Raw genomic sequence first — 24,226 nt, forward strand, 5'->3', positions numbered from 1 at the left:
CGAAATAAACTCATTTTTAAATTAGTTAATTAAAAACAACAAATTAACCTTTATTTAAACTTAAAAAATCAATGCATGTACACAGCCATGTACAAACAAAAGCAGTACATGATGTTGTACATAAAAATTGTTTTTACACTGATGAGGGTGATTTCAAAGTGAGGAAAGGGATGTAATAACAAAGGGTAGGCATCTATCATCTTACGCGAGGGATAATTTCCATTATATACTCAGCTTCCACTAATGGTAATTATATTTCATGATATCAATTGGTCATCATCAAGGTGTGAATTTTATATAGGAATTTCACACCTCCTTTTGAAACGGAAGGATTGAGCCAAAGTGAGGATGAATGGAGGAATCAATGAGTTGCCGTAGGTGTCCGAAAATTTTCGTATACTCCCCTTGATTGACAAGAGGAGCCTCCCAAATCGGAGCCTCCTAAATTTCACGCAGAAGAGTTAAAGGTGAGATTTCTCACCTTTATGTAACTTGTTGATTTTACTTATTTCCGGCTCAGGGACGGAATTTAATTAAATCAATGGGTTAAAAGAGAAGAATTATCCTATTTAGATAAGTGATTGATTTTGCTTATTTCCTGCATGGTGACAGAAATTAAATAAATCAATAGGTTACAAATTATAAAAATCCCGCGTTCAGCCTACCAAGTCTTATCAGATCTCTGACAAATTCTATTAATTCCCCGCCTGTCATTTTATGTCATCCTGCCAACAAAACATGCTCCCTATCAAATATTAGTCAAGCCGTACTCTCCCGTATTGATGAACCCTTTTATTGATGTTCACCGGCGGAGAAGTCTCCCACCGCCTTCATGTTATTTAGCAATGTGTATTGTTGATTAGATGAGGGAATGAATATGCAAGATAAAAAGCCAGATGTATCAGAATTAAAAGATACTGCATTAGCGCAGCAATCTTATGAAGATTTTGGTTATACCGTAATACCTATTGGTGTTCCTATTCCTTGGCCGTCAGAAATTCCGCCGGATGGTTGGCTTAAATGCAATGGTGATTCATTTGATACAGTAAAATATCCAAAACTTGCCCTTGCCTACCCATCTGGCAAATTACCTGACTTAAGAGGTGAATTTATTCGGGGCTGGGATGATGAACGAGGAGTGGATACTCCCCGGCAGGTTTTGTCGTGGCAGGAAGGCTCTTATTTGGTGCAAGATGTTAATGATAAGACTGACACTGTAGTTAATTTCTCACTCGATGAACGTTCTGCGCTAAAATGGGATCCCCCTAATAGTAACGACGTAGAAGTGCGTGCACAGGCCGTGGATACAGGGAAAACTTGGAAATGGATCACAGATAGCGCCCACATTGGTGTTAGTCGTCCCCGTAATGTAGCCTTCAATTACATCGTCAGAGCCGCTTAATTCTGAGTTAACAAAAACAATAGAGGTATAATATGAGTATCTCGGTTAATGAAATCCAGAACGGCACAGAAAATAATTTTTACATTGGTGTCGTGGCCTATACAGTTTACGATAAACACTATATGTTCGGGCAAACTAAAACCCAAGATAATTGGCATTATATTCAAGAAGTATTGCCAGATGGGAGACTAGGCGAACAAACTGAACATAGTAGCTGGTCACATTATTATGACTTTATTACTGTGCTGGATGATGATGGTAAGAAAGTTCTCTGCTGTACCAGTTCTCAGGATAACGTCATTAAGCTGGTAGAATTAACATATGATGGGAAAACAAAACCGTTATTTGAAGAGAGTTATCTACAAGATGATTTTGAAACTCTCACTCTTTATATGCGTCATGGGAAACTTTTCGCTTTTTGCCAACACAGAACCACTAAAGAATGGAAAGTTTTAGAAATTGAATATTCACCTTAGTCATTGAATTGTGATTAACACCTAACCCGCAATTTTCTGCGGGTTAATCACTTCTTTACTCCACCGGTTCAGCCTGCTCACTATCAGTCGCAACCTCTGCCGCCTTCTGCTTCACATTCCACACCGAATTCTCCGGCATCTGGACACGGATATCCAAGCGACAACCTTCGGGGATATCGCACGGTTCACCGTCCTGATAGTACACCTTTTCTCCGTTAACAATGGCTTTTATCCGCTTATTCTGAAAGCGTTCCGGTAAGTGGCTATGCTGACGGTGGAAGGTTTCAATTGTGATGCTGCCGTCCTTGTTCACCTTATCATCAATGTAGATAAGCTCCAGCCCGTTGTTGTTCTTCGGCGAGGAAATACCTCCGTGCACACCCCATGCTCCATCCGCGTTATAGCCGAGCACGCCAGTCACCTGATAATGGCCAAGGCCGGGTTTGGAGACGGTTGCGCCTTCGGATTCGTCGTTGGTGGTGAATTTGCCAGACGGGAAGATTTCGATGATGGGGGAACTGGGTCTGATATAGCCGCTACCATCTTGATGGCAATTTTGCCCCAGAGAGAGCACAATACCATTACCGGCTCGAATTGTTCCTCTGGCGGCGATATCTCCTGTGCGGGTATTGAAAAAAATGTTAGTGCTCTGATCTCCTGCTGTCGTTCTAAAACCAATGCCATACCATGAGCGGATTTCTATATTGTTACCCTCAAATCCTGCATTATCCATTGTACCAGGGTTAAGGCTGCCACCCCCTAATATCAAGGCTGATGCGATCAAATGTCTTACCGTTACATCACCATTAATTCCTCCGCCAGTCCGTGTATCCAACGAATTTATCGCTCGGTCAACAGCTCCTGCTAAACCTAAATTGCCCACAAACGCCGCTTTATCCGGAATATCCGCCCCGTTCTGACTTTTATCCAGCTTCCCGGCAATCGCTTCATTCATTGCCTTTATCGATTGCAGTGAAACCGTCTGCCCATTCGGCAGTGTCACATTAACCGTCCCGTTCTTGGTCATCCACTGATCCATATTCTGGAGAAACTGGATGATATTGCTATTAATGGCGCACATATGCCGGACACCATCGGAGATGGAATTGGGCACGGTGGTCTGGATCTGGTAAGTGACGTTATTCAGCGTGGTTTTAGCTTTATCGGCCAGCACCAGCTCAGTATCCGAATTCACCGCCTGTATCATATGCAGTAAATTACTGCTGCCGGACTGGATGAGTATCACCTGCCCCGGCGCAATGCCGTTCAGGTTGTCTTTAAATTTGGTGCCCGTGCCACGGACAATCGCCGAGCCGGACACCGTGGATAGTGTGCCTTGTGTGTACATCATGGTTGGGTTCCTGACATGAATAAAACGGAGAGGGTTAACCTTCTATCATGGTTAAATCGACGATAAAGCCGTCCATTAAGGGCGGTGGGCCGCGCCATGTGCCGGGGTTACTCAGGCTGGCCTCATGACGCAGATAGTCATAGGTATAAGCGAGTTCAATCCGGCCATTGCCATACCGGGGCTTGAATGACTCGACATACACATCATAATCCCATTCATCATCATAAAAAGGCGGATTATCAGCCCCCGGCGAGAAACGGACATTTTTATAATGCTGACGAGACTGGGATTTTATCAGCATATATCCATAACGCCGCCCGGCCTCCCCCGCATGCACAAACGGTCGGTGTTGGTTACTGGAGACATCGACATAAAAAGACCGCACAAAGGACAGCAATTTCATGGCCGACGAGAACATCAGCTCGCCGCGTTCACTGTAGACCTCCAGCCCGCTGTTACCCCAGACAGACAGTTGTGAGATAGGCGCAAAGAAATACTTCCCACCCGCCCCGTACACTTCCGCATAGTTATAGTAGCGCTCATCCCAGCCGATATTGCTTTCATCCGCTCCGGCCTTTCTGAGAAAGCCCAGTGACGGTGTTTTATCGGACAGTTGCACCAGACCGTTATCGGTATAAAACTCTAATCCCAGCATCTTAAATCGCCCAAATCGTGACAACGTTTTGCATTTCCGCCCACGGACTGGATTGTCCGCCCCCGCGCCCCATGTTTTCCCAGCGATAGGTGTCATAGTCAACGTGATAGCTAAAAGTGCTGCCAGAGACGCTGAACGTGGTGAACTCATTGCTGAGCTGGGCAATCTGAATCCCGGAGCCTCCGGAGCTGCGCATACGCAGAAAGAACCGGGCAGTGACATTGCCGCCCTCGCTCAGGCCCGGTAAATACAGGCTACCGGTTTTGTTCAGCGGGATCATATGCGTCCCCAGAAAACGCGGAATAATGTTATTCGTGGTGATAATCACCCGCCCCTGCTCGTCATAAATCTCTAATCCCATGCCCATTACCAAAACCCCATTCGGATACGTAACCGTCCGCGACTGTCAAACAATTGCTTCAGGTTGTTAGTTTCGACCCAGTAACCGCCCGAACCCTGACCGTAACTGGTCATTTCTCCCGTGCGCATATCCAGCCTGAATCCGGTTCTGTTGCGGGGATCGAAGTTAGCGGATTTAATTTCATCCCCGACAACCAGCTTGCGAATATTCGCCATATCGATAAAGGCATCCTGTACAAATAACTGACCATTTTTGGCGACCATAAACGGCTCCATTTTCCCGTTAGCGGGGTTATAAAACGCAAAGTTATTCGCAGAAAACCCAATATAGGATTCCAGTTGACCGTTTTTAATCTCGCCACTAATCACCATACCCCCGGCGTTATATTTCACCCCATTGTGCTTAAGAGTGATATTCACGCTATGAATAGCGTAACCATTGCCGGGCTGATTAAACTCGGCTTGCATTTTGGTGCTGATGATCGCCTGCTGATCTTTTAGCTGCGCCTGAACACGCTGTTCGCTCTCTGCAAATGACAAGTCTAATTTATTGATGGATTTCTGGTTTTCCTGAATGGAAGAGCGATTCTCTCCGACGCTGGATTTCACTTCTTTAATGGATTGCGCCCAGGCAACTTCACGATCAGCAAACACCCGGTCCAGTCGCCGGATTTCGGCCTTGTTTTCTCCATCCCTTGCCATCAGCTCAAAACTATTCTGTTGAATAGCGACCCCATTAATCAGGTCCGCTTCAGCCTGATAATCCAGTTGTGCCTGTAACCGCTTTCCGGCCTCCGCCGTCATAAGCTGATCACCGACGGCGTCAGTAATCCAGCTCGCATCTGTGGAGGATTCCCCGCGCAAGAAGTCGGTCCACGGGGACTGATTACCGGATTTGTCCACCAATCGGGCACGGAAATAGAACGCGACCCCGGCAGCTAATCCCTGCATCACATAGGTCTTTTGCGGGTAGGGAATATCCGCCAGTAACATTAACCCTTCGCCGTCACTCGTCGGGCTGTACTGGATTTCGGTTTTCAGCGTATCTTCGGTATGAGGTGCAAAGCCCCAGTCTAACTGGATACCGAATACAATCGGCGTGGCTTTAAAACCCAGCGGCGTAGGCGGCTCCCCGGCTTTGCCTTTCAGGTGAGTTTCCGGTGCATTGGCCCACAGACTGGAGATTTCCGCGGCATTAATGGCTCGTACCCGTGCCTGATAGCGCCCGGCATAGATGTTCGGCACCTCAAAACCCTGTGTTGAGGTTCTTGGTGCGGCTATCCAGTTACCATTATCCCGTCGCCATTCGGCTTCATAGGCAATGGCACTTTCGGCAGCGTCCCACGTCACCCGTAATGTGGTAATGGCGATGCCCTGATGGACCACCGAATCACTGCTGATAACGACATTTTTCGGCGGCGACTGTACCCCCGGCGGAATAAGGGAAATGGGACGTTCGTCAATGCGAATGCCGGTATCAATGTGGGCGTATTTATCCGGGTTATGCTCAATGGCGGTAATTTCAAAGGAAACACTGTCATCCCCTTCTTTAATGCCGGTGACCCGAAACAACTGAATGGCTAAATCGGTGGCATCAATGGCCCAGACGGATTCGGCAATCGGCGTTTCAGAGTAAGCCGTCGTGACGGTGATCACGGTGCCGTTGACCGCCTGAATGGTGCGGCCTTCTGCCTTGCCCGAAGGGAGGTTCAGGATCAGCCGTTCCCCCACTTTCGCCGACGATACTCTATCTAAGGTGATATTACGTCCGTCTGCATTGTGGAGGCGACCGCCCAAAACACGGCCTGCCAGCATCTCATCCGCCACCCCGATAACATAACCGGGCAACGGAATTTTGCCATCCAGCCCCACGGTAAAACTGACCATCCGGTCATACTCGTTGGTATGCAATATCCATTTACCGCGCCGAATCGCCTCACTCTGACGGGTACAGCCAATCGCGGTCACATCGGCCTGCCTGACCTGAAAACGGCGAATTAGCCGGTGGTCGAAGACCGGCTCTACGGCATCCTGATAACCGTTCTGCGGATCTGACCAGCTGACCATCGCGGTAGAATAATGGGTCTTCTCACTGGCACTGCTGTAGACAAACTTACCGTCACGCACGTTGGCCCGAGTGTAGAGATAATCCACATCCCGTGGCATATCCGCCAGTACGTTCATGTTATTGTTGGCCCAGTAGGTCATCCCCCGGAAGATACCGGCGATATCCCGTAATACCGTCCATGCCTCTTCCTGTGACTGGATATACACATTGCAGGTATGACGCGGCTCAGTACCGCCTTTACCGTCCGGCACGGACTGATCACAATACTGGGCAATCCGGTATAAATCCCATTTGGCGAGACTTAAGTTTTCGGTTTTCACCCGCATACCAATACTGAACCGGTCATTGATCATCAGATCGTACAGCACCCATGCCGGGTTATCCGTCCATGCCCATTTAAACTGCCCTGACCAGACACCGGAGTAACTACGGGCTTCCGGGTTATAATTATCCGGCACACGGATCACGCGCATTTTCGGCTCACAGGAAACCTGCGGAATATTACGAAACTGTTTGGCATCAAACTGAACAAACAATAAAGCCGTTTCGGGGTAACTCAGCTTGGCGTCAATCACCTCGGTAATGGCTTCAACCATCATCGCATCGGCAATTCGGTTACTGTTCTGCTTGGGTGTAAGACGACGAACACGCACCTGCCAGCCGGAGTGCGCTTTGGGTAAATCCACCCGGTGTGAACGTTCATATTTGGTGGTCGTCTTGCCGTCAGCCGCTGTTTTCAATATCTCCTGATAAGCACCGCCATCTGTCGCGACTTCAATCACATAATCAATGCGGTAACCGACGGTATCCCCGTTTTCTTTCTGCGTCTGCAACTGGGGCCATGACAAGCGGATGCGCACAGCTGATAACTGGGTATTGGTGACCGATCTCACCCATGATTCAGCTAACTCCGTGCCCACTGTTAACTCATTTTCAACCGCTGGCACCCCTTTGATATAGTCCTGATGCGGGGTCCCGTGGCGAAATTCCCACTTCACCCCCTCAAAGTTGGGCTTGCCGTCCGGCCCGATAATGGGCGTGTTATCCAGAAAGATATGGGTGCCATCCAATCCGCCGGCGAACTCGCCTTCCCCCAGCGCCAGTAAGATTTTGGCATACGAAGTCGACTGTAACGAATCCGGCGATTCGACCGGGGTGCGGGGGCTGTCACTGCCGCCTTTGCTGCCCTGAATCTGATGCTGTGCCATATTTCACCCGTAAAAAAAGCCGCCTGAGCGACCTGACTGAACATTGTGAAGATTTATTGCTGATCTTCGGCGTAAATTCCGGCGGAGATAATGGCACCCCCGATGCGACGCTTGCCGTACCCGATCGGCACGGGGTTACCCTGCGCGATGGAGTTGACCGGCCCACCAAACGCATACGAGGGTTTATTGTCGGGGTCTTCCCGTCGCGCCAGTCCGCCCGGCATCGGGGAGAGCATCTGCACCACCCCGCCCAGCATCATACCGACACCGGACATCACCATCGGCACACCATAGGGCGTGTACCACAAGAACGCCCCCGCCACGACCATAACTGCGCCGAGTATCGTCTGGAATACCCCGGCTTTTTTACTGCCAATAATCACCGGCACAATCCGAATGTCCCCTTCCCCGGAAAAGGCCAGTTCATCCTGGCTGATATTGCGCTTGCCGATAAACACCGCAAAGGTGAATCCGCGCTCTCTGGCGGTTAACAGGTATTTTTCAAAACCCTCAATCAGCACAGAGAGTGCCCGGATCGCTTCCTGCGGTGAAGAGACTGCCAGTTGATATTCTCGTCCGAACTGCGTCCCGAGTGCGCCGTATAAGCGTATTGTGCGTATCGTTTCCATCACTCCCCCTGATATCTGACGATTTTCACCGTGCGTTCCTGCCAGTAGCCACTGTAAGAGACGCGGTTGCTGAGTTGCCCATACATATGGTGCAGCATCAGGCCATCACCGAGATACACCCCGGCATGATTGGGTTCACGAGCCTGCACCTGCATGATGATCACATCACCGGTCTGGAGTTCACCGTTGCACTCAACAAACCCCGCCGAGGCGTAGTGCTGCATATAGAGATTTTCGCCCCGGTTCCACCACCCATCCGTCCGGGGAAAATCGGGTAATTCAATGTTGCGCTCCAGTCGATACCAGTCACGCACAATGGCGTAACAGTCCCAGATGCCGTGGACAAACGGACGCTCCAGCAAAGGCTTAACCCCCTCCATGGGCATCAGCGTACGGATATCCCCTTCCGGCCATGAGACGATCACCCACGGAAGTTGTGACAGATCACACTGGGCAATGTCTAACTGACTGGGCTGGGTGGTCGCATCCGGGTGACTGTGCACAATCGCCACTATGGTTCCGGCATCTTCGGCGGCGGCGTAATCCTCCGGGTGAAGGCTGAATTGTTCTGTTGGGACTGAGGCAGTATTACGGCAGGGAATGTACTGTTGCTTGCGGCTGTTCTGAATGACCAGTCCGCAACATTCATTCGGGTAGTCGGCCTGCGCGTGTGCTAGGATGGATTGGATAATATGAGGGCGCATAGCGGCTCCATAACGAAAAAAGCCCCAAAAGGGGCTAAGTTTTCATTTTATAAATTTAACATGTAATTTCATGACCAATAAAAATCATCCTATATGGAAATCGAGTTGTATTTTGGATTCTTTTTACTTGGTTATTTTTTATAAATATCCAATGTAATTGGCTACCCGTATATCCTCCGTATGAATTTTTAGCATTCACATTTACACATAATGAATAGCCAAATACAGGAGATTTATTTTCGAATATTACTTCTTGTCTTGGTTGTGTCCAATTAGAATATTTTGCTGAGTCAGGATCTTTTAATGCTGCCTCAAACTGGTCTTTGACTAATTTCTTATAATTACTAGGTACAGAGCCGTAATCAGCTTTGCTAAAATCGATTGTCGATATTAAAGGCCGCTCTTGATGCTTTTCAGGAAGCGCATATGAATTACCACCAACCGGCCCAGATATACAGCCTGTCAATAAAAATCCTGAAAGACACAAAATAAAGCACAAAAATATCTTTTTCATATTTCATCCTCTGCTGTTAATTTGAGTCATAATACCAATAGATAATACAGAGCAATGAGAAATTAATCAGATTTTATTTAACGAATAAAAATTTTCACCTTCTCAGTAAGGCTGAACCGGGGAAACCACCAAAGGGAAGTTGATTACCTATTCCATGGCGCGGCTCGCATCCCGTTGATAATAACCCTGAGCACACATCCTTTGACGGATCGTCCGTTGGGTTGCCCTCTTCATCAAAATAACGATTACCTGTGTAGTTACAGGGGGATTTGCGATACAACCCACGCATACACCATGTACACAGGCTATGGATTTGACGGGTGGGGATCTGAATCCCTTGTAGATCTGCCGGAGAAGACAGAGCAAAATGCACCTCGGTATTATCTTCATGGGTTTTACTGTCAATGTAGAAAACGTCTACTTTTTCCTGTGTCGGGTCAGCCTCCGGGTTACCCTCGGGGAAGTTGCGCGCATCCAGATAATGAGTGAAGGTCATGCGAATAGTCATACGTGCCTGCGCCATATTATGGTAAGCCAGACACAGGGCGCTGATGGTGCCATCCAGATTGGCGACCCTTAACGCGGGAGAAGCGGTACTGCCATCACTCTGAATTTCCAGCCCCTTAACCTCAACCGGCCACGGCTTATATTCTACGCCCTGCCACCAGATAGATTTAGCAGGTAAATTGTCTGAACTGTCCAGCTCCGCCTCTGTGTACGCTATCGGGTGGTTATGAAAGTACAGCTCAGGCCCACCAAACGCGGACCCATCAAGGGCAAACAATAAGACTTTACTCCCCGGTTCAAGCTGCTGGAGTGTCGTGTTTATCGTCATAATGGTGTTCTCTACGGATGGTAAGTACGGGTGAAGATCACGGACAGCGTGAAGTAAGCCCCATGTGCCTGTATATTGAATTTCCCCGCCTGATACAGCCCTAACTCAGATAATGGGTTACGCCACTTAAAGGCGCGCCAACCCTGATGCTCACGTAAGAAAGCCATAATCGGCTGGATATCCGACAAGGGACCCACAAACGACAGCGGCCAGCTTTCCCGCTGCGCATTGATGCCGTCACCGGTGGTTTGTTTGTATCCATCACCGAACTGAACAGATCGCACCACCGGTTCAAATTCCCCTGCCGCACCGACCCGGGCGGGAAAATCAAACGTCTTTATCATCGCCTACCCCCTTTAATCGCCACACTGAGTTCACCGCCCTGACCGAGACTCTTATGCAGCAGTGTCTTAAATCGCTGGTCGATAAACTTCGCAATATCCTGCCCGGCGGATTCAAAGCCGCTGGTTGTTTTCACTTCGTGATTGCCATCGGAATTGATAACAATGTTGACATGGTTGGTAGTCTGGTTACTGGTACCACCGCTGGCTTCCACACCCAACCGACCATCGGAGCCGCGCTTTAACGGTAAGATCGCTTCGGGACCGGCTTCCCCCATCACGCCGCCACCTTTCGCAAACGCAAACAAAGTCGGACTACTGACAATCTGCCCACTGTACTGACTCAGATTGGTTGACTGGTAAATCCCGCCTTTCGCATTCATGATGGGGCTTTTCCAGATATCGGGGGTGATTGTAGTACCGGAACCAATCGAACCCATATTGCCCCCGGCGGAAGCTAAGGCATTAGTCCCCATATTCGCCATACCGCCCCCGCCGAAGAAGCCTGAGATGGCTTTGGTGATCAGTGCCTGCATCGCAATACGTACCAAGTCCTGAATAATCGATTGGGCTAATGAGGCTGACAGCTCCCGCATTGATTCAGAGAACGACTTACTGCCGGTCAGCATCCCGGTCAGGGCGTTACTTGTCCGTTGTTCAACCACATCTAACAGATTGATCTGCATCCGCTGAAAATTCCCCTGCGCACCGTACAGCTCTTTGGCGGCGGCAAGCTGGGCATCTCTCGAACGCGTGCCTGCTGCCGTAGTCAATTGCTCATAACGCTCTTTACTGATGCGATTATTACGATAATACGCTTCATAAAGGGCGGTTTGTTCTGTCAGTTGATTTTTCAGCTGGGTCACGGGATCAACCTCACCGGCCATATCAAGTCGGGGCGCAGCAAGTTGTCTGGCCTGTTCTGCCAGCTGCTCTTTCACTGAGGTTTGTTGGAGGGTTTTTCTGGCTAAAAAATATTCCTGTTCAGTCAACAACCGTTCAGCATACAGGGCTTTCAGCTCTTTGCTCGCGTCCCTTTCCTGCCGGATAAGGGCTTTTGCCGGAGCGTAGCGTTCTGCCAGTTCCTGTCGCTGTTTCTGGTGGTTTGCTGCATTGAGGGCTTTCAGGCGCTCAATTTCATTTTGCGAGACTAAACCGGATTTAGCGACTTCATCCAGTTTTCTTTGTGTCTCCTGCTCGCTAAGCAGGATGCGGCCTAAACTGGTGGTATGTGCCCGTTCAATATCAAAGCGTAATTGTTGATACTGATTCAGGATCTGTGTGCTGCCTTTCTTCTTTTTGCCGCCACCTTCACCGCCGTCCCCGCCTGTCCACGGATTGTTATTCCCCCCTTCGGGTTTGGGTTTAGATAGAATGGGCTTTTCGCCCGCCTCAAGTGCTTTTAAGGCAGCCTGAGATTCTTCAAGTTGTTTCTTATGAAATTCCGTTTTTTTGCGCGCTTTTTCGTATTCCGCCTCTGCGTGTACAACACCTTCTTGTGCTTTCTTTTTATCTGCCCATAAGCCGCCCAATCCAACCCCAGAGACAAGGTTTTTCTTGCCTTGCAAATCAAGCCATATCTTGTCGGTTTCTTCCTTTTGTTTATCCAGTGCATCCCTGTAGTTCAGAATTTTAGAAGACAATTCAACCTTTGAGAGCTGCATCAGGGCATTTTTTGTTTCGAGTACCGCGTCCGTTAGATTGGTGGCGCTTTCTCTGGCTTCCTGCGCTCTTTGGTGAAAATAATAGATAGCTGAACCTGCAAGCATTGCCACGCCGAATGGGCCACCTAATAACGAAAAAGCACCATGCGCCAAGCCTGCTGATACAGCAAGGGAGCGGTATGAGAGAGACAATCGGCGGTTGGCGGCCTCCAGTTGTCGAGTAGCCCGTTCTTTTTGTCGGAATGCTTCCGTTTCCTTCCGGTACAGGGCGTTAGCTTCTTTGGAGTAGTTAACGAGCAGACCATGCTGGGCATTCACTACTCGCATTCTTTCAATATGTTCACCCTGACGCTGAGTCAGTTGAATGGTTGCGTTCGCCTGCTCAATAGTGCGCCGGGCGGTTTCAGCCTTCTGCTTGGTGGTATCCCGCATGGCTTTTTCGGTCGCTCGCCATGCACTGACGTTCTCACGTAATCCAGCAGTCAGTTTGGTCGCCATCACAGGAATAAGTGTATGTAATGCAACCATAGCAACAGTATTGAAGTTCTCAGACAGACTGTTCACGACGCCGGTCACATTCTGCACCCCGGAGCGCAACGGCCCGTCAGCACTGCTGCCGACTTTAATCGCCAGCCCCTCAAAAGCACGCCCCAATACATCCAGATCCGCACTCAAATTATTCGCCCGGGTAGCCGCCTGATCATAGGCCACCTGCGTGCCGGTCAGCGACTGTTTGAGTTCGTCCAGCTCACGGCGTCCGGTGACCAACTGTGAGGCAGCACTGAGGTTAGCCCGCCCGAACAATTTCGCCGCCTGCGCCGTCGATAGCTGTTTGTTTTTCAGGTACTCCAGCGCGGCACTCAGGCCCACGACCGACGGTTTCAGGTTCTTATCGGTGGATTTCTCCAGCGCCAGCACCACGTTACGGATAGCGACTCCGGCTTCCGCCCCCTTAATCCCGCCTTTGGCTAACACCTGAATCGCGGCATTCAGCTCTTCAAACGACATCCCGGCTTGTGAGGCCATCGTACCGCCGTTCTTGATGGCTAAGGCGGTTTCATTGATTTCGGATGCGCCGTATTTGGCACCGGCCGCCAGTACGTTGATATAGCGATCAGCCTGCGCCGCTGACGCACCGAACTGATTCAGGGACAGCGCTAAGGCTTTGGTCGCTTCCGGTAACTCAATGCCGGAGGCTTGCGCTAGCGTGATGGCTTTCTCTGTCGCCTGCGTCAGTGCCTGGGTATTTTTCAGTAACTCCGGTTTTGCCGAAGCCATCAGTTTCAGGGCCTGCGCAACACCGGTGGCCCCGAATTCTGTTGTTCTTCCCAGTCGCTGAGCGTCTTCGTCCAGTTTCTTGAGCTGTGCGCCGGTCGCGCCGGTAATGGCAGACAGATCAGACAATGCCTGCCCGTATTTGCGCGTGTGGGAAATAATGGTGCCCAGTGAGAATCCGGTGCCCGCCAGTAACGCCAGCTGCCCGGAGACGGACTTGATCTGGTTCGCTAACGAACTGTACGTCTTGGTGACCTTTTTCCCGTCACTGGCGGCTTTATCAGCAAAGCGCTCTGATTCCCGCCCGGCATACCGGTACGCATCGGCAATTTGGGATTTAAATGAGGTGGCATTCACCAGTAAGCCGACCGTCAGGTTAGATAAATTCGCCATACGTTAACCTAATAATCTCATGACATCCTCGCACTGCGCCTGCACCGTATCAGAAGCGGCGGAAACAGGGGCAGGCGGCGGCGTGTCGGAATGTTTACGGTTTTTCAGTCGGTAATAAGCCTGCCACTCATTAAGTGTCGAGGCCGGTAGCGACAGGATGCGATAGGGGTCTATTTCGCCGAGCTGTTCTGCCAGGGTAAAGGCAAAGTGCAGCGTCGGCGAATGGATTAGTTTTTTTCGGCCTCCTCCAGTGTGCCGATAGCATGACGCTTCACAATCTGGATGGCTTCAATGATCGTGGCGTTATCGTGCACCGCCATCAGCGCCTCAGCACTGGGTAACTCACTGGCGGCAATCGCCTGTCCTTTATCGTCAACCAGACAATCGAGCAACATCTGAATATTGAGGCGGGAAGCCTCGCGCCCGTCCCCGGCCTGACTCAGTTTTTCCGCCTGTTCTTCCAGCGTCAGTAACTCAGCCGACGTCATCCGGCGCAGATTCACTTGGGTACCAAAGAGTTCGACCGCTTTGATATGCGGGCGCGGGGTCAGTAATGCGGCTTTCAGGGCTTTCATGGTGTGACTCCTGTTTTGGTGGTACCCCAGACGAGGTTATTCTGTTTGCCCTTGACGGTGATTTGAATGACTTCACTGGCCGGGGCGTTAATGTCGTTCATCTCCCAGCCGGACAGGGCTAATACCATCGTCGCGGTGCGCTTGTTCGGCAGGGCAATGTAAAGCTGCACGGTCTCATGATTCTGGGCCGCATTCAGAAAAGCGGCAAAATCCGCATCTTCGGGATTATCAATAAAGCCCAGTGATTTCTCCGGGCCTTCCGGCATATCGGAAATAAACTGCTTATTGGTATCCATCAGGGTCGTACAGTCAATAAAGCTGCCGGTTAACCCGGTGGCGCCCAGTGCCTTACAGTTTTCCAGCGGCTTCATCTGGGCGACGCTGTCACCGGGCTTGCCAAACTTCACTATTGCGCCTTTAGGCAGCACGGCATACTCGGGTGAGGATTTTCTCTCTGCCATGATTCACTCCAATCAGGGTTATTTACTGTAACCGGATAAGGCCGCGCGGATTTCCTGCGCCAGCACCTTCATCACGGCGGTTTTGTTGTAATCTAAGGCCGGACGAATAAAGGGATTGGGGACCTGCTTAATCGTGCCCATTTCCTGCGCTAAGGCTTTCATCCGGTGTGCTTTCGTCGGGCCAACGGTGATCATCACCCCGCCCGGGTATTTCGTGGATTGAGTGGAACGAATTTTGATATTGTCCCGCAGGTGCGGCCCTTGACTCTTCGGGTCATACCCAGCGTGAGCCTGCATATCTTCCTGCACAATTTCCATTGCGGCTTTACCCGCCTGACGCAGAATCTTTGTCTGGAGCGCGACCTCCAGTTCCTGTAATTTACGCCCTAATTCCGCCAGACCGGATACGTTAGCCTTAATCATCGGTCAGCCTCCGTATAAGCAATGATAAAGTCACGGGTAATACGGTAGCGCTTGCGGTTGTTGGTTTCTTCCGCCATCTCCTGCAACAGCGCTCCGCGGGTGACTGACTGCACCGGAGTACGACCGATAACGCCATGTTGTATCGCTTCCCATGCCGTACGTAGCGTAACCTCCAATTGCAGCGCCTGCGTGTAATTTTGGGTGATGATGCTGATTTGAAAACGCCCCTCAATCAATGGCGCTGGCGCTAACCCGGTATCAAAGGCCGGATCGCTGATGCGCTGGTAGGTCACCCCCTCTGAAACCGAGGACGGCAAGAGCAGCGGATAAGCCGGTAATTGAGTGAGGCGTTCTAAATCGGCGTGAATATCAAGCTCGATCATGGCGAACCTCGGCTTCGGTGCTGATAATCGTGCGGTCAGGCCGGTTGTTATCGACCGCACGTACGGTAAACCGCCGTCCCTGATGCTCAATCAGCCAGTCGATATCAATATCCTTGCGCGGTCTGACGGTAAATTCCTGTATTTCAATTACCTGCTGCTGGTCAGCGGTGCGGGTTTTGCGGTTCGATAACGCTTTGGCTTTCGCCCAGACCGTGGTCACATAGTGGGGGATCAGGGTTTCGGCCCCCAGTGCATCCCGCTCAATGACCGGGCGGAACAGCTTGATACGGTGTCGCAGTGCGCCTGCTCTCATGGTGTGCTCCTACAGCGGAATAAAACGGTACGGCTCCAATAAAGCCTTAAAGCCGGTGGGTAAGGCTTGCGCCTCGCGGTTTTCGTACCAGTAGCCGACGGTCAGCATGATCGCCAGCGTCACGTCTTCGGTGACCAGCAGCCCGTCTGGGTCGTCAGCAGGTACGTTTTCTTCATACAGTCGGCGGTTCAGGTAGCTTTCCACTCGGTTAATAGCAGCACGGGAATAGGTTTTCAGTAGATCATCTTCGGCGGTGTTCTCCTCATCAAGACGGCATTGCTGCCGAAGAATTTCCAGTGTGGGAAAAGACACAGCACCTCCTGTCAGCCCGCGACCGCACCGGATCGCAGGCATAAAAAAACCGCACAAGGCGGCGGGATGGTTTGCCTGACCGGTTAAGCCGCCGGCGCGCTGCCTTTGCTCACCAGTGCCTTAATCGCGGCGGTGTCTTCCAGAATGCAGTCAAAGCGGTGGAAGGCGAGGAACGCCGTCTGATCATAATCGGCATAGCGTTCTACCAGCCGTTTCAGGGTCATGTAGGCCACACGGCGCACAATAAAGCGATTGAAGTCACCGCAGTAGATAAACTTGCTGCCCGGTCCCATATCGGCAATCGCCTGATCGATAACATACGGCACACCTAATATTGTCGAAGGGACGACACCGGCAATTTCCGGCAACCACAGCGGGCGGTTCTGACCGTCTTCCATCTCGGTGATGATTTTCAGCGTGCTGTCATTGAAGGCCCAGCGGAAGGTACCCGCATTACGGTAGGCCGGGTCAATCGCGTGTTTCAGGGCGTTCATGTCTTTCCAGCTGAATTTAGCCGCCGCTTCCACCATGCCGGTGACCGAGGCTGCCAGTCCTTTGGGTTGCTGGGGACTGCCCGTGCCGGTGCCCCTCACCAGATACTTGGCCTCACCCCGACCGATACGCTCCGCAATCCGTTTTGCCAGATAGGCTTCCATATCGATACCGGAGTCCTGCAACAGCTCGTTGGAAACACGGATGATTTTGGACGACAGCTTTTTCGCCCCGAGAGACGCGGTACCGAACTCAGTGTCTTCTTCTTTGGCGGCGGTGTTTTCACCCAGCAGTTCGCCTTCTTCTGCCGTGCCATCCGCCGTTGACCACTCAATGGTCTGCCCGGTGGAGGTGCTGAGAATTTGCGCCACACTGGCAATCCCGCCATAGGCTTTCATGGACTCCACCACTTTGTTTAACATCTGCGTTGGCACGGTGTAGCCGCCTTTCTCGTCCGGGGTCGTCCCCTGTGCCCGCAACTCACGCAGCGCCTGACGCTCTTCCGTCGTCATTTCCCCCAGCCCGTGACGCAGGAACTTATCAAAGGCCGCCGCCCGACGCGCCTGTTGCTCGGCTTCGGGCTGTTGACGCTGCTCGGGTTCGGTGTTGTCCACCAGTTGTTGATCCAGACTGCGCAGGGATTCCTCGCGCTGAATGTGCGCATCAATGCCGTCCAGTTCGGTTTTTGCCTTGTTCCATTCGGTGCGCTGCTCGTCAGTCCAAGCTTTATCCCCGATGGTGTCATGCAGGGTACGCATTTCAGCCGCAATCGTGTTACGGCGTTGTTTCAGTTCATGCAATTTCATGATCCCGTCCTAAATATTCAGTAAAGTCAGCATGCGCTCACGCGCCTGTTTTTGGTTGATAGCCTGCCGGAAAGCGCCACTGTCCCGGGCCTCTTTCCACTGATTCAAAGAGCGTACGGCGGAATCCGCCTCCTGATACGCCGGGTAAGTCACGGGACTGACATCGTAGAGCCGGGAGAAACGGTGAATTTCCCGGATAACAATCCCTTCGTCGTCTTCGTACCAATGTTCACCGTCCCGGGCGACCCGGAAAGCAAAGGACGACTGGGTAATATCGCCCCGCTGCAAGGGAGCCAGCACCAGATCCCGGATGGTCTGATTATCGGGGGCCTGAATGCTGTATTGCAGGCCACGTTCATCCACGGTCAACGTGAGAGTGCCCGCCGTACTGCGCCCCAGAATAAAATTGGGGTCATGATTAAATAACCCACGCACATCATCGTTGAGCACTTCATCAAAGGCGCCGGGCTTGATGATTTCGCGAAAGCCCCAAAGGGGTTCTGAGCGACTGTTAAACACCGAGCCGTAACCGACAATGCGGGTCGGCTGGTTCTCCGGGGTTTCCGTGCGCACTTCACCGGGGTAACAGCGCATTTCTCGCTCACACATCGGTTTGATCCTCCTGTTCAGGCGGTTGAGAGTTAACAATGGGATTGGCGGCATTGACACTGACCAGCATGTCATCCAGCCCGTCAACCGGGTTCATATCTTCAAAGGCCCGCGCCTCGTTGCGGCTCATCCAGCCATCAGTGATGGCAAAATGGTAGAACTGGGCACGCTCCTGTGGGGTGCCGCGCAGTAATCCCGCCAGATTAAAGCGGACATAAAAACCGGCCATCCGCTCCTGCCGGGTAAATAACCGGCGGTTCAGCTCCTGCTCCCAGTTCACCACCCACGGCATCACGGTATGCCGGACAAACTGAATGGCCTGATTGCTGATATTGGAAAACGTGGCTTTTTCAAGGTCGTTAATCATATGGGCAGGTACGTTGAACAGCCCGGCAATCATGGAGCGGTTGAGCTTCATCATGTCAATCAGCTGCGCATCCACCGGCGAGACGGTCAGGGCTTTGTAATCCAGCTCTGCCGGCAGCAGCATGGTCTTGTTTTCTTCACTGCGCAGGGCCGCCGCCGCTTTACGCCACATCAGTTTAAGTCGTTCCCAGCCCTTATCATTGATTTCCCCTTTCACAGAGACAATCCCGGCAGGACGGGCATTACCGCCAAAAAAAGCACTGGTGTATTTCTGCCCGCTCATGCCCATGCCGATGGTTTCCGCATGTTGCAGGATGGGGCTTAAGCCCATTTTCTGGTTATTCCCCAGTGCCCGGATATGGATCATGTCGTCGGGACTGATGGCAAAATTACCCTCTTCGTTATAGACCCCGTAGGTGTAGCGTCCGCCGGTCTTTAACAGCGTGGTTTGCCACGGCATACAGGCTTCCATCGTAGTCACTTCGCCCTTCCGGTTACGTTTGACCCACGTATAGCCATTGCCCCAGCCGAGGATGTGGCGCTGTTTCAGCTCACGCCATTTGTAACTGGTCTGCCAGTCGTTCGGTTCGTCATGCAGGAGATAAAACACCGGGTGCTCCCGCGCCATCTCAACCGATTTACCGGTCTTGCGCATCACATGCACCGGCATCTGCGCCACCGAGGAGGACAACACATAAATACAGGCATACACCGCCGCCAGTTTCATGGAGGTTTCCGGGCTGACATAGACATCGGCACGGAACAGGCCATCATGCTCTGCCGACTCCACCGTCAGCGGTATTTGCGGATTTTCCAGCGGTTCACTGCGAAACAGCGCATCAAGTAACATGGGGCCTCCTGCGGACAACCGCCAGCGCGTAACCGATCAACAGGCTACCGCCGATAATCAGGGTATTCGCTAATCCGTATTTCAGGTAACAGCCGGTCAGCACCGCCCCGACCCCCGTCAGGGCAGTGATATCTATCAGTAAATTTTTCATAGCATTAAGAGATCGTCCGGGTCGAGGTTAGACAGAAAATCAGGTTCATCATGTAAAATAGCCCGCCCCATCGCCATAATCAGCGCGACCGCCCCATCGATTTTGCCGTCCTTTTGTTCCTTAATGGGACGCACAATGTCATCGTTCCCGCCCATCGTTTTTCCCACCACATTACCGATACACCACGACATAATCGGGTTACCATCGTGGTGAAAACGCCCGGACTGGATAGCGGCTTCCAGCTCCTTCATCGGGTCACTCATTTGGGTGAAGTTCTGGGTAATAATGATCGGGTTAATCCCTTCATCGGCCAGTGCATGGGACAGCCCCGTCGCACCGAAGGGGTCAATCGGCGCTTCACTGACGGGGTTCAGGTGACAGGCGGTTTTCGCTTCTTCCAGAATATAGCGGTAATCCACTTCCGCCCCTTCTGTGACGGTCAGCAGATCCATGCCCACCCACTTCTGAAAACGCTCAGCAGTGCGGCGGTTCTCATTCTGCTCTACGCTGTACACCGTGTCATACGGCACCCAGAAACGCGGGGCAATACTGTAAAAATGCCGCTTGCCGTCGATGTCACGGACAAACAATCGCGCCATGCTGTTCATATCCAGCTTGCGGGCGAGGTCAAAGGCCAGAAAACAGGGTTGACCCTCAAATTGTTCCAATGTCAACGTGGTATCTTCGCACTGTTTCCAGCTCACCATATTGAAATACGCTTCACGGGCAGAAACCCAGATATTGAGGTGCTTCGTCTTAAAGACACTGGCAAGCCGGGGATTATTCATCGCGCGCTGTTGCTGGCTCAGCAGGAAATCCGCATAGACTGACACGCCCATATTGGGGTTGGCCTTACGTAACACATCCGGGGAGGTCCAGTCATCCCCTTCATCCACGGTGTAGATCACGCCGAACAGCTCATCATTAGGCACATTGCCGGACAGCATTTCAATCACCTCGCGCCGCTTGTCATAACAAGGACCTTCAATGTTGTAACCTGCGGTGGTGATCGCCCACATCAGCGGCTGTCGCCGTGCCCCCATCCCGGTAAGCATAGTGGTGTAGAGGTCGTCGGTATCATGTTCATGGTATTCATCCACAATCGCACAACTGGGAGACTGCCCGTCACCGGGATTGCCAATCAGGGGCTCCAGTCGTGCTCCGTCTGCCGGACGGTTCAGGTTGGAGGCATTCACTTCAATACCGAATGCTTCCGTCAGCATCGGTGTGCGTTTACACATGAGTCGGGCAGGCCGGAATACTTCCCATGCCTGTTTCTCCGTCGTCGCACCGGAATAGACTTCCGCGCCGAACTCGTCATCGCAGGTAAAGCAATAGAGGGCGACGCCGGCTGAAATGGCGGATTTACCATTTTTACGGGGGATTTCGGTATACACTTCCCGAAAGCGGCGTAACCGACTGCCCTTATGCACCCAACCAAACGCCGAGCAGACAATAAATAACTGCCACGACTCCAGCGTGATGGGCATCCGTTTAAATGCCCATTCCCCTTTTGTGTGGGGCAATAACTGAATAAACTTCGCCGCCTGCTCCGCTAAATCCTTATCGAACCGGTACTTAAAGGCCTTAACCTTTTCCTGACTTAAATCATCCAGATGGCGCTGACAGGCCTCTTTAACATAACGACCCGCCTCAATCTTGCCCCGGACTACATCCCGGGCGTACTGGTTCGCGGCATTGACATTCAGGTAAGATTTGCGGCTCATGATGAAATTATCCTCATAAACGGATTGTCCGTTTTAGCCTGTCCGGCGGCCCCAATCAGACGCTGACGACTGCTCGGGTCTAATCCCAGCATGGAACCGGTCGTATCCATTTCAGACTGCTGCTCCCTTTTGGCGGTCAGCTCGGGGTTTTTGATGGGGCCACCTGTTGCCCCTATGACCGTGTTCCCCTGCCGGGCAATATTGATCACCGCCCGACGCCAGAACTGGTAGGCGACACACCAACGTTCCAGTACCGTCAAATCGGTGACGCACAGCAATCCTTGTGCGCACAGCTCTTTGCTGGTCAACTCCCACATCACCACCGCCAACGGCATCTCGTGCTCAACAAACCAATCAGGCGGTGATACGCCTGTCAACGGGGTAAACGCCGGTTCATCCCGGTTCAATTTGCGCTTACCCGGATTGCCGGCCAGTTCTTTTCGTGCCGTCGGCTTCGGGCGACGACCTGATCTGCCCGCCGTTCCAGCCATACTCAGAACCTCCTGAAGTGAAAAAACAGAGAAAATAGTCCTTATAAACCACCGATTTAAATTTCATTTTTCGCGGGTATAAAAAAAGCCCTTAGGCGGCGGTCCTCAAGGCACGAGAGGGGTAGCGATTTCACCTCCCCCTCCCCTATGTGACCATGACAGCGGTAATGGTTTCAGTTGAAAATTAAATTATCCGACCATTGTTCCATTGAGATAATGCCATCCGATATATTCACACGTGAGGATGAGTTACCTGTCTTCGAGTGACTCTCTCAGGCGTTCGGTTGCTGTCTTACGGCTATGGCAGGCTTCACATAACAATTGCAAATTTGATAACGCATCCGTCCCACCCTGCGCCTTGGGTTTAATGTGGTCTACTGTGGTGCCTGTCGTCGCTCGTCCCTGTCGTAGGCAGGACTGACACAGGTGCTTATCCCGTTGCTTGATAGTGGCTCTGAGTTTGTCCCATGAACTGCCATAACCGCGAGCATGTCGGCTCTTGCCTCGTTGGTGAGCCTGCCAGCCGGTATGCAGATGGTCAGGACAGTAGCCGCTGCGATCTGTTGTCGTCTTGGGACAACCCTGCTTACGGCAAGCTCGGGGGATGCGGGGTGGCATGATGTATCCTCCAAATTATCAGTATTCAGATAACCTGTGATTCCGCTCTATAAATAGTCATTTAAATAAAATCATTACTTAAACAGTATTAATGGAAATTGTATCTTGATTATTTTCACATCAAATAACAAAGAGATAATTCATATGAGTCATTGTTGCTGGAAAAAGCTAAAACTGCTTATTGAAGAAAAAATCCATTTAACCCATTACGCTGATAAGGATGACCTGACTGAGTTCGCTCGGCTCAAAATGATAAGAAGACTCAATCAGCTATATCGCTTAGCTGTCTATCTTGAAATGTATCGCAGAGATAACGCCACCCTTGATGAGCCTCTTACTCAAAAGAAAGCGCTTTATCATGCGATGAATAAACTATTCAATATTCCTCTTATTCACGTTGAGCAATATGAACTAAAGCACATCATTATTCTTTTTCATGACCTGATTCATCAGTATCAGTTTTCTGGACGCGCTGCTGAGATAATTGCTGAACTTGATCAAGATACTCAGTTGCATGAGTCAAATACAATAGCAACGTGGCCGCAAGTGGCTTCAAAACATCGATATCTTTCTGAATATTACTGGTCAGAGTTTCCGATTGACGAAATTCACCGGATTGCAGGGCAGATAATTTAGCTTCAATCATGTTTAATGCTTCTTGTGCATGACCAATAGCAGGAAGCATTTTCTGCTCCAGTTTATGCCCCCATATAAAATCGATATGTCCACGGCCTTTTGCTAATCTGCTTAACCATGCCGCTACTTCATCTTCTGATAAATTACCTGTATTGATGTAAGGTTCTGCGCTCATTGCGTTCTCCGCTATGTGATTCGTTTTCAGTCTATTTAACTACCTGTTCAGAATTTGCCGTCTCTCCGGCTGTCACATCACTTTGTCTGCCTACAGCGGATGTTGCTGATAATGACCTGTTATTCTCAGGGGCATGGGTTATTTTTGATTCGGTCAGTACGCTCGATGAAAAGGAGACATGTCATAGCTAATACCGACAGACGGCGATAACCCGGCGCGAGTAAAACTAATGCCTCATGACCGTCATACTCAAATGGAATGATGTTACGCATGCGTATTACCTGCTCTATGAAATGAACCTTCGCCGAAATAGGACACCAGCCCACCGAAGGCTCGCCAGCCATAACTGGTAACCTCGAAGGCTCATTTCGATAGGGTTAGGTTCGGTGCAATTGAGATGCGCTTTCGGTGCGCAGTGAAAATAAAAATGCCGCCAGTCCGTATGCGTAGGGTACGCGGTGAGAACGAAGTGGCAGCATGAGTTATCTGTATTCCTTTAACCACTCAGGGAATGGGTAAAGAAATATTGACTTTAGTTTCAAGTGGTAATCAATTGTTAAGAATTATTCGCTTGTTGTTACGGTGTGATGGGTTTATTAGATTTACCAGTTTTTGTGATGATAACGTTGTAAACGATGCGGAGAATAACTATGAAAAAATATCTTCTTCTTTGCCTAGTGGCAGGCACTGCGCTTTTAGCATCAATGCAGACCTACGCTTCGATTTGCGAGTATATGAATGGTAAGGATTGGGTTAACTGTATGACTTCATGCATAGCACTTTACCATGATTACAATACTTGCCTATCTTTATAATAACTTCCGATAGGACGGTAGTATCCCCACCGTCCTCTCACCCACACTGCGTCCTAACATACTCTTGCAATCCCAGAATCATCTGTTCTCAGGCAGCTATTCAGAATGTAGTTGGTTGAGCCACGGCACGAACCCAGCACATAATCCC

Annotated in this window: 27 protein-coding genes; 2 read left to right on the forward strand and 25 right to left on the reverse strand. The window is 50.8% G+C overall.

What is annotated here, in order from left to right; all coding sequences use genetic code 11:
• Positions 1-877: 877 nt before the first annotated feature.
• Positions 878-1,402, forward strand: coding sequence for a phage tail protein (locus AACX68_RS06890; protein WP_228858607.1), 525 nt, complete (start codon positions 878-880; stop codon positions 1,400-1,402).
• Positions 1,403-1,434: 32 nt separating this feature from the next.
• Positions 1,435-1,878: a hypothetical protein gene (locus tag AACX68_RS06895; protein ID WP_228858608.1), complete on the forward strand. Its 444-nt coding sequence runs from the start codon at positions 1,435-1,437 to the stop codon at positions 1,876-1,878.
• Between the two features lie 55 nt (positions 1,879-1,933).
• Here AACX68_RS06895 and AACX68_RS06900 read toward each other — a convergent pair whose 3' ends face one another.
• The 25 genes from AACX68_RS06900 to AACX68_RS07020 all read right to left on the reverse strand — a co-directional run bounded on the left by AACX68_RS06900 (position 1,934) and on the right by AACX68_RS07020 (position 23,535).
• A complete protein-coding gene (locus tag AACX68_RS06900; protein ID WP_228858609.1) occupies positions 1,934-3,229 on the reverse strand; it encodes a phage tail fiber protein in 1,296 nt (431 codons plus the stop codon).
• Positions 3,230-3,263: 34 nt separating this feature from the next.
• A complete protein-coding gene (locus AACX68_RS06905) occupies positions 3,264-3,884 on the reverse strand; it encodes a hypothetical protein (protein ID WP_228858610.1) in 621 nt (206 codons plus the stop codon).
• Position 3,885: 1 nt separating this feature from the next.
• The gene (locus AACX68_RS06910; protein ID WP_228858611.1) at positions 3,886-4,245 is read right to left on the reverse strand and encodes a hypothetical protein; all 360 of its coding nucleotides are present in this window, start codon (positions 4,243-4,245) and stop codon (positions 3,886-3,888) included.
• A 5-nt stretch (positions 4,246-4,250) separates the two neighbouring features.
• Positions 4,251-7,520: a host specificity protein J gene (locus tag AACX68_RS06915; RefSeq protein WP_228858612.1), complete on the reverse strand. Its 3,270-nt coding sequence runs from the start codon at positions 7,518-7,520 to the stop codon at positions 4,251-4,253.
• A 53-nt stretch (positions 7,521-7,573) separates the two neighbouring features.
• On the reverse strand, positions 7,574-8,149 hold the full coding sequence (locus AACX68_RS06920; RefSeq protein WP_228858613.1) for a tail assembly protein: 576 nt from the start codon (positions 8,147-8,149) through the stop codon (positions 7,574-7,576).
• A complete protein-coding gene (locus AACX68_RS06925) occupies positions 8,149-8,853 on the reverse strand; it encodes a C40 family peptidase (RefSeq protein WP_228858614.1) in 705 nt (234 codons plus the stop codon). Before AACX68_RS06925 ends, AACX68_RS06920 begins: the two co-directional genes overlap by 1 nt.
• A 55-nt stretch (positions 8,854-8,908) precedes the next feature.
• The gene (locus AACX68_RS06930; RefSeq protein WP_228858615.1) at positions 8,909-9,367 is read right to left on the reverse strand and encodes a hypothetical protein; all 459 of its coding nucleotides are present in this window, start codon (positions 9,365-9,367) and stop codon (positions 8,909-8,911) included.
• Between the two features lie 94 nt (positions 9,368-9,461).
• Positions 9,462-10,202, reverse strand: coding sequence for a phage minor tail protein L (locus AACX68_RS06935; protein ID WP_228858616.1), 741 nt, complete (start codon positions 10,200-10,202; stop codon positions 9,462-9,464).
• An 11-nt stretch (positions 10,203-10,213) separates the two neighbouring features.
• On the reverse strand, positions 10,214-10,546 hold the full coding sequence (locus tag AACX68_RS06940; protein WP_099126213.1) for a phage tail protein: 333 nt from the start codon (positions 10,544-10,546) through the stop codon (positions 10,214-10,216).
• Positions 10,543-13,875 (reverse strand): phage tail tape measure protein, encoded by a 3,333-nt coding sequence (locus AACX68_RS06945; RefSeq protein WP_228858617.1) that lies wholly within the window; start codon positions 13,873-13,875, stop codon positions 10,543-10,545. Before AACX68_RS06945 ends, AACX68_RS06940 begins: the two co-directional genes overlap by 4 nt.
• 227 nt (positions 13,876-14,102) lie before the next feature.
• Entirely contained in the window at positions 14,103-14,450 is a 348-nt protein-coding gene (locus AACX68_RS06950; RefSeq protein WP_099126220.1) for a phage tail protein, read from the reverse strand.
• Complete coding sequence (locus tag AACX68_RS06955) at positions 14,447-14,911, reverse strand: phage tail protein (protein WP_228858618.1); 465 nt, start codon at positions 14,909-14,911, stop codon at positions 14,447-14,449. Before AACX68_RS06955 ends, AACX68_RS06950 begins: the two co-directional genes overlap by 4 nt.
• Before the next feature lie 18 nt (positions 14,912-14,929).
• Positions 14,930-15,334 carry an HK97-gp10 family putative phage morphogenesis protein gene (locus AACX68_RS06960; RefSeq protein ID WP_228858619.1) on the reverse strand — a complete coding sequence of 135 codons (405 nt, stop codon included), beginning with the start codon at positions 15,332-15,334 and terminating at the stop codon, positions 14,930-14,932.
• On the reverse strand, positions 15,331-15,627 hold the full coding sequence (locus tag AACX68_RS06965) for a hypothetical protein (protein ID WP_228858620.1): 297 nt from the start codon (positions 15,625-15,627) through the stop codon (positions 15,331-15,333). Before AACX68_RS06965 ends, AACX68_RS06960 begins: the two co-directional genes overlap by 4 nt.
• Before the next feature lie 76 nt (positions 15,628-15,703).
• Positions 15,704-16,030 carry a phage head closure protein gene (locus AACX68_RS06970; RefSeq protein ID WP_099126262.1) on the reverse strand — a complete coding sequence of 109 codons (327 nt, stop codon included), beginning with the start codon at positions 16,028-16,030 and terminating at the stop codon, positions 15,704-15,706.
• A 9-nt stretch (positions 16,031-16,039) separates the two neighbouring features.
• Entirely contained in the window at positions 16,040-16,342 is a 303-nt protein-coding gene (locus AACX68_RS06975) for a head-tail connector protein (RefSeq protein WP_228858621.1), read from the reverse strand.
• Between the two features lie 83 nt (positions 16,343-16,425).
• On the reverse strand, positions 16,426-17,640 hold the full coding sequence (locus AACX68_RS06980) for a phage major capsid protein (RefSeq protein WP_228858622.1): 1,215 nt from the start codon (positions 17,638-17,640) through the stop codon (positions 16,426-16,428).
• 9 nt (positions 17,641-17,649) lie between these two features.
• On the reverse strand, positions 17,650-18,249 hold the full coding sequence (locus AACX68_RS06985; protein WP_228858631.1) for an HK97 family phage prohead protease: 600 nt from the start codon (positions 18,247-18,249) through the stop codon (positions 17,650-17,652).
• Positions 18,242-19,465 carry a phage portal protein gene (locus tag AACX68_RS06990; protein ID WP_228858623.1) on the reverse strand — a complete coding sequence of 408 codons (1,224 nt, stop codon included), beginning with the start codon at positions 19,463-19,465 and terminating at the stop codon, positions 18,242-18,244. Before AACX68_RS06990 ends, AACX68_RS06985 begins: the two co-directional genes overlap by 8 nt.
• A complete protein-coding gene (locus AACX68_RS06995; protein ID WP_228858624.1) occupies positions 19,455-19,616 on the reverse strand; it encodes a hypothetical protein in 162 nt (53 codons plus the stop codon). The genes AACX68_RS06990 and AACX68_RS06995 overlap by 11 nt, the downstream gene beginning before the upstream one ends.
• Entirely contained in the window at positions 19,613-21,343 is a 1,731-nt protein-coding gene (locus tag AACX68_RS07000) for a terminase large subunit (RefSeq protein WP_228858625.1), read from the reverse strand. Before AACX68_RS07000 ends, AACX68_RS06995 begins: the two co-directional genes overlap by 4 nt.
• Positions 21,340-21,834, reverse strand: a complete 495-nt coding sequence (locus AACX68_RS07005) for a phage terminase small subunit P27 family (protein ID WP_228858626.1) — start codon at positions 21,832-21,834, stop codon at positions 21,340-21,342. Before AACX68_RS07005 ends, AACX68_RS07000 begins: the two co-directional genes overlap by 4 nt.
• Positions 21,835-22,083: 249 nt before the next feature.
• Positions 22,084-22,452: an HNH endonuclease gene (locus AACX68_RS07010; RefSeq protein WP_228858627.1), complete on the reverse strand. Its 369-nt coding sequence runs from the start codon at positions 22,450-22,452 to the stop codon at positions 22,084-22,086.
• A gap of 424 nt (positions 22,453-22,876) precedes the next feature.
• A complete protein-coding gene (locus AACX68_RS07015) occupies positions 22,877-23,263 on the reverse strand; it encodes a hypothetical protein (protein ID WP_228858628.1) in 387 nt (128 codons plus the stop codon).
• A 125-nt stretch (positions 23,264-23,388) separates the two neighbouring features.
• A complete protein-coding gene (locus tag AACX68_RS07020) occupies positions 23,389-23,535 on the reverse strand; it encodes a hypothetical protein (protein WP_228858629.1) in 147 nt (48 codons plus the stop codon).
• Positions 23,536-24,226: the final 691 nt, after the last annotated feature.

Source organism: Xenorhabdus sp. PB61.4, from assembly GCF_963894935.1.
GTDB lineage: Bacteria > Pseudomonadota > Gammaproteobacteria > Enterobacterales > Enterobacteriaceae > Xenorhabdus > Xenorhabdus stockiae.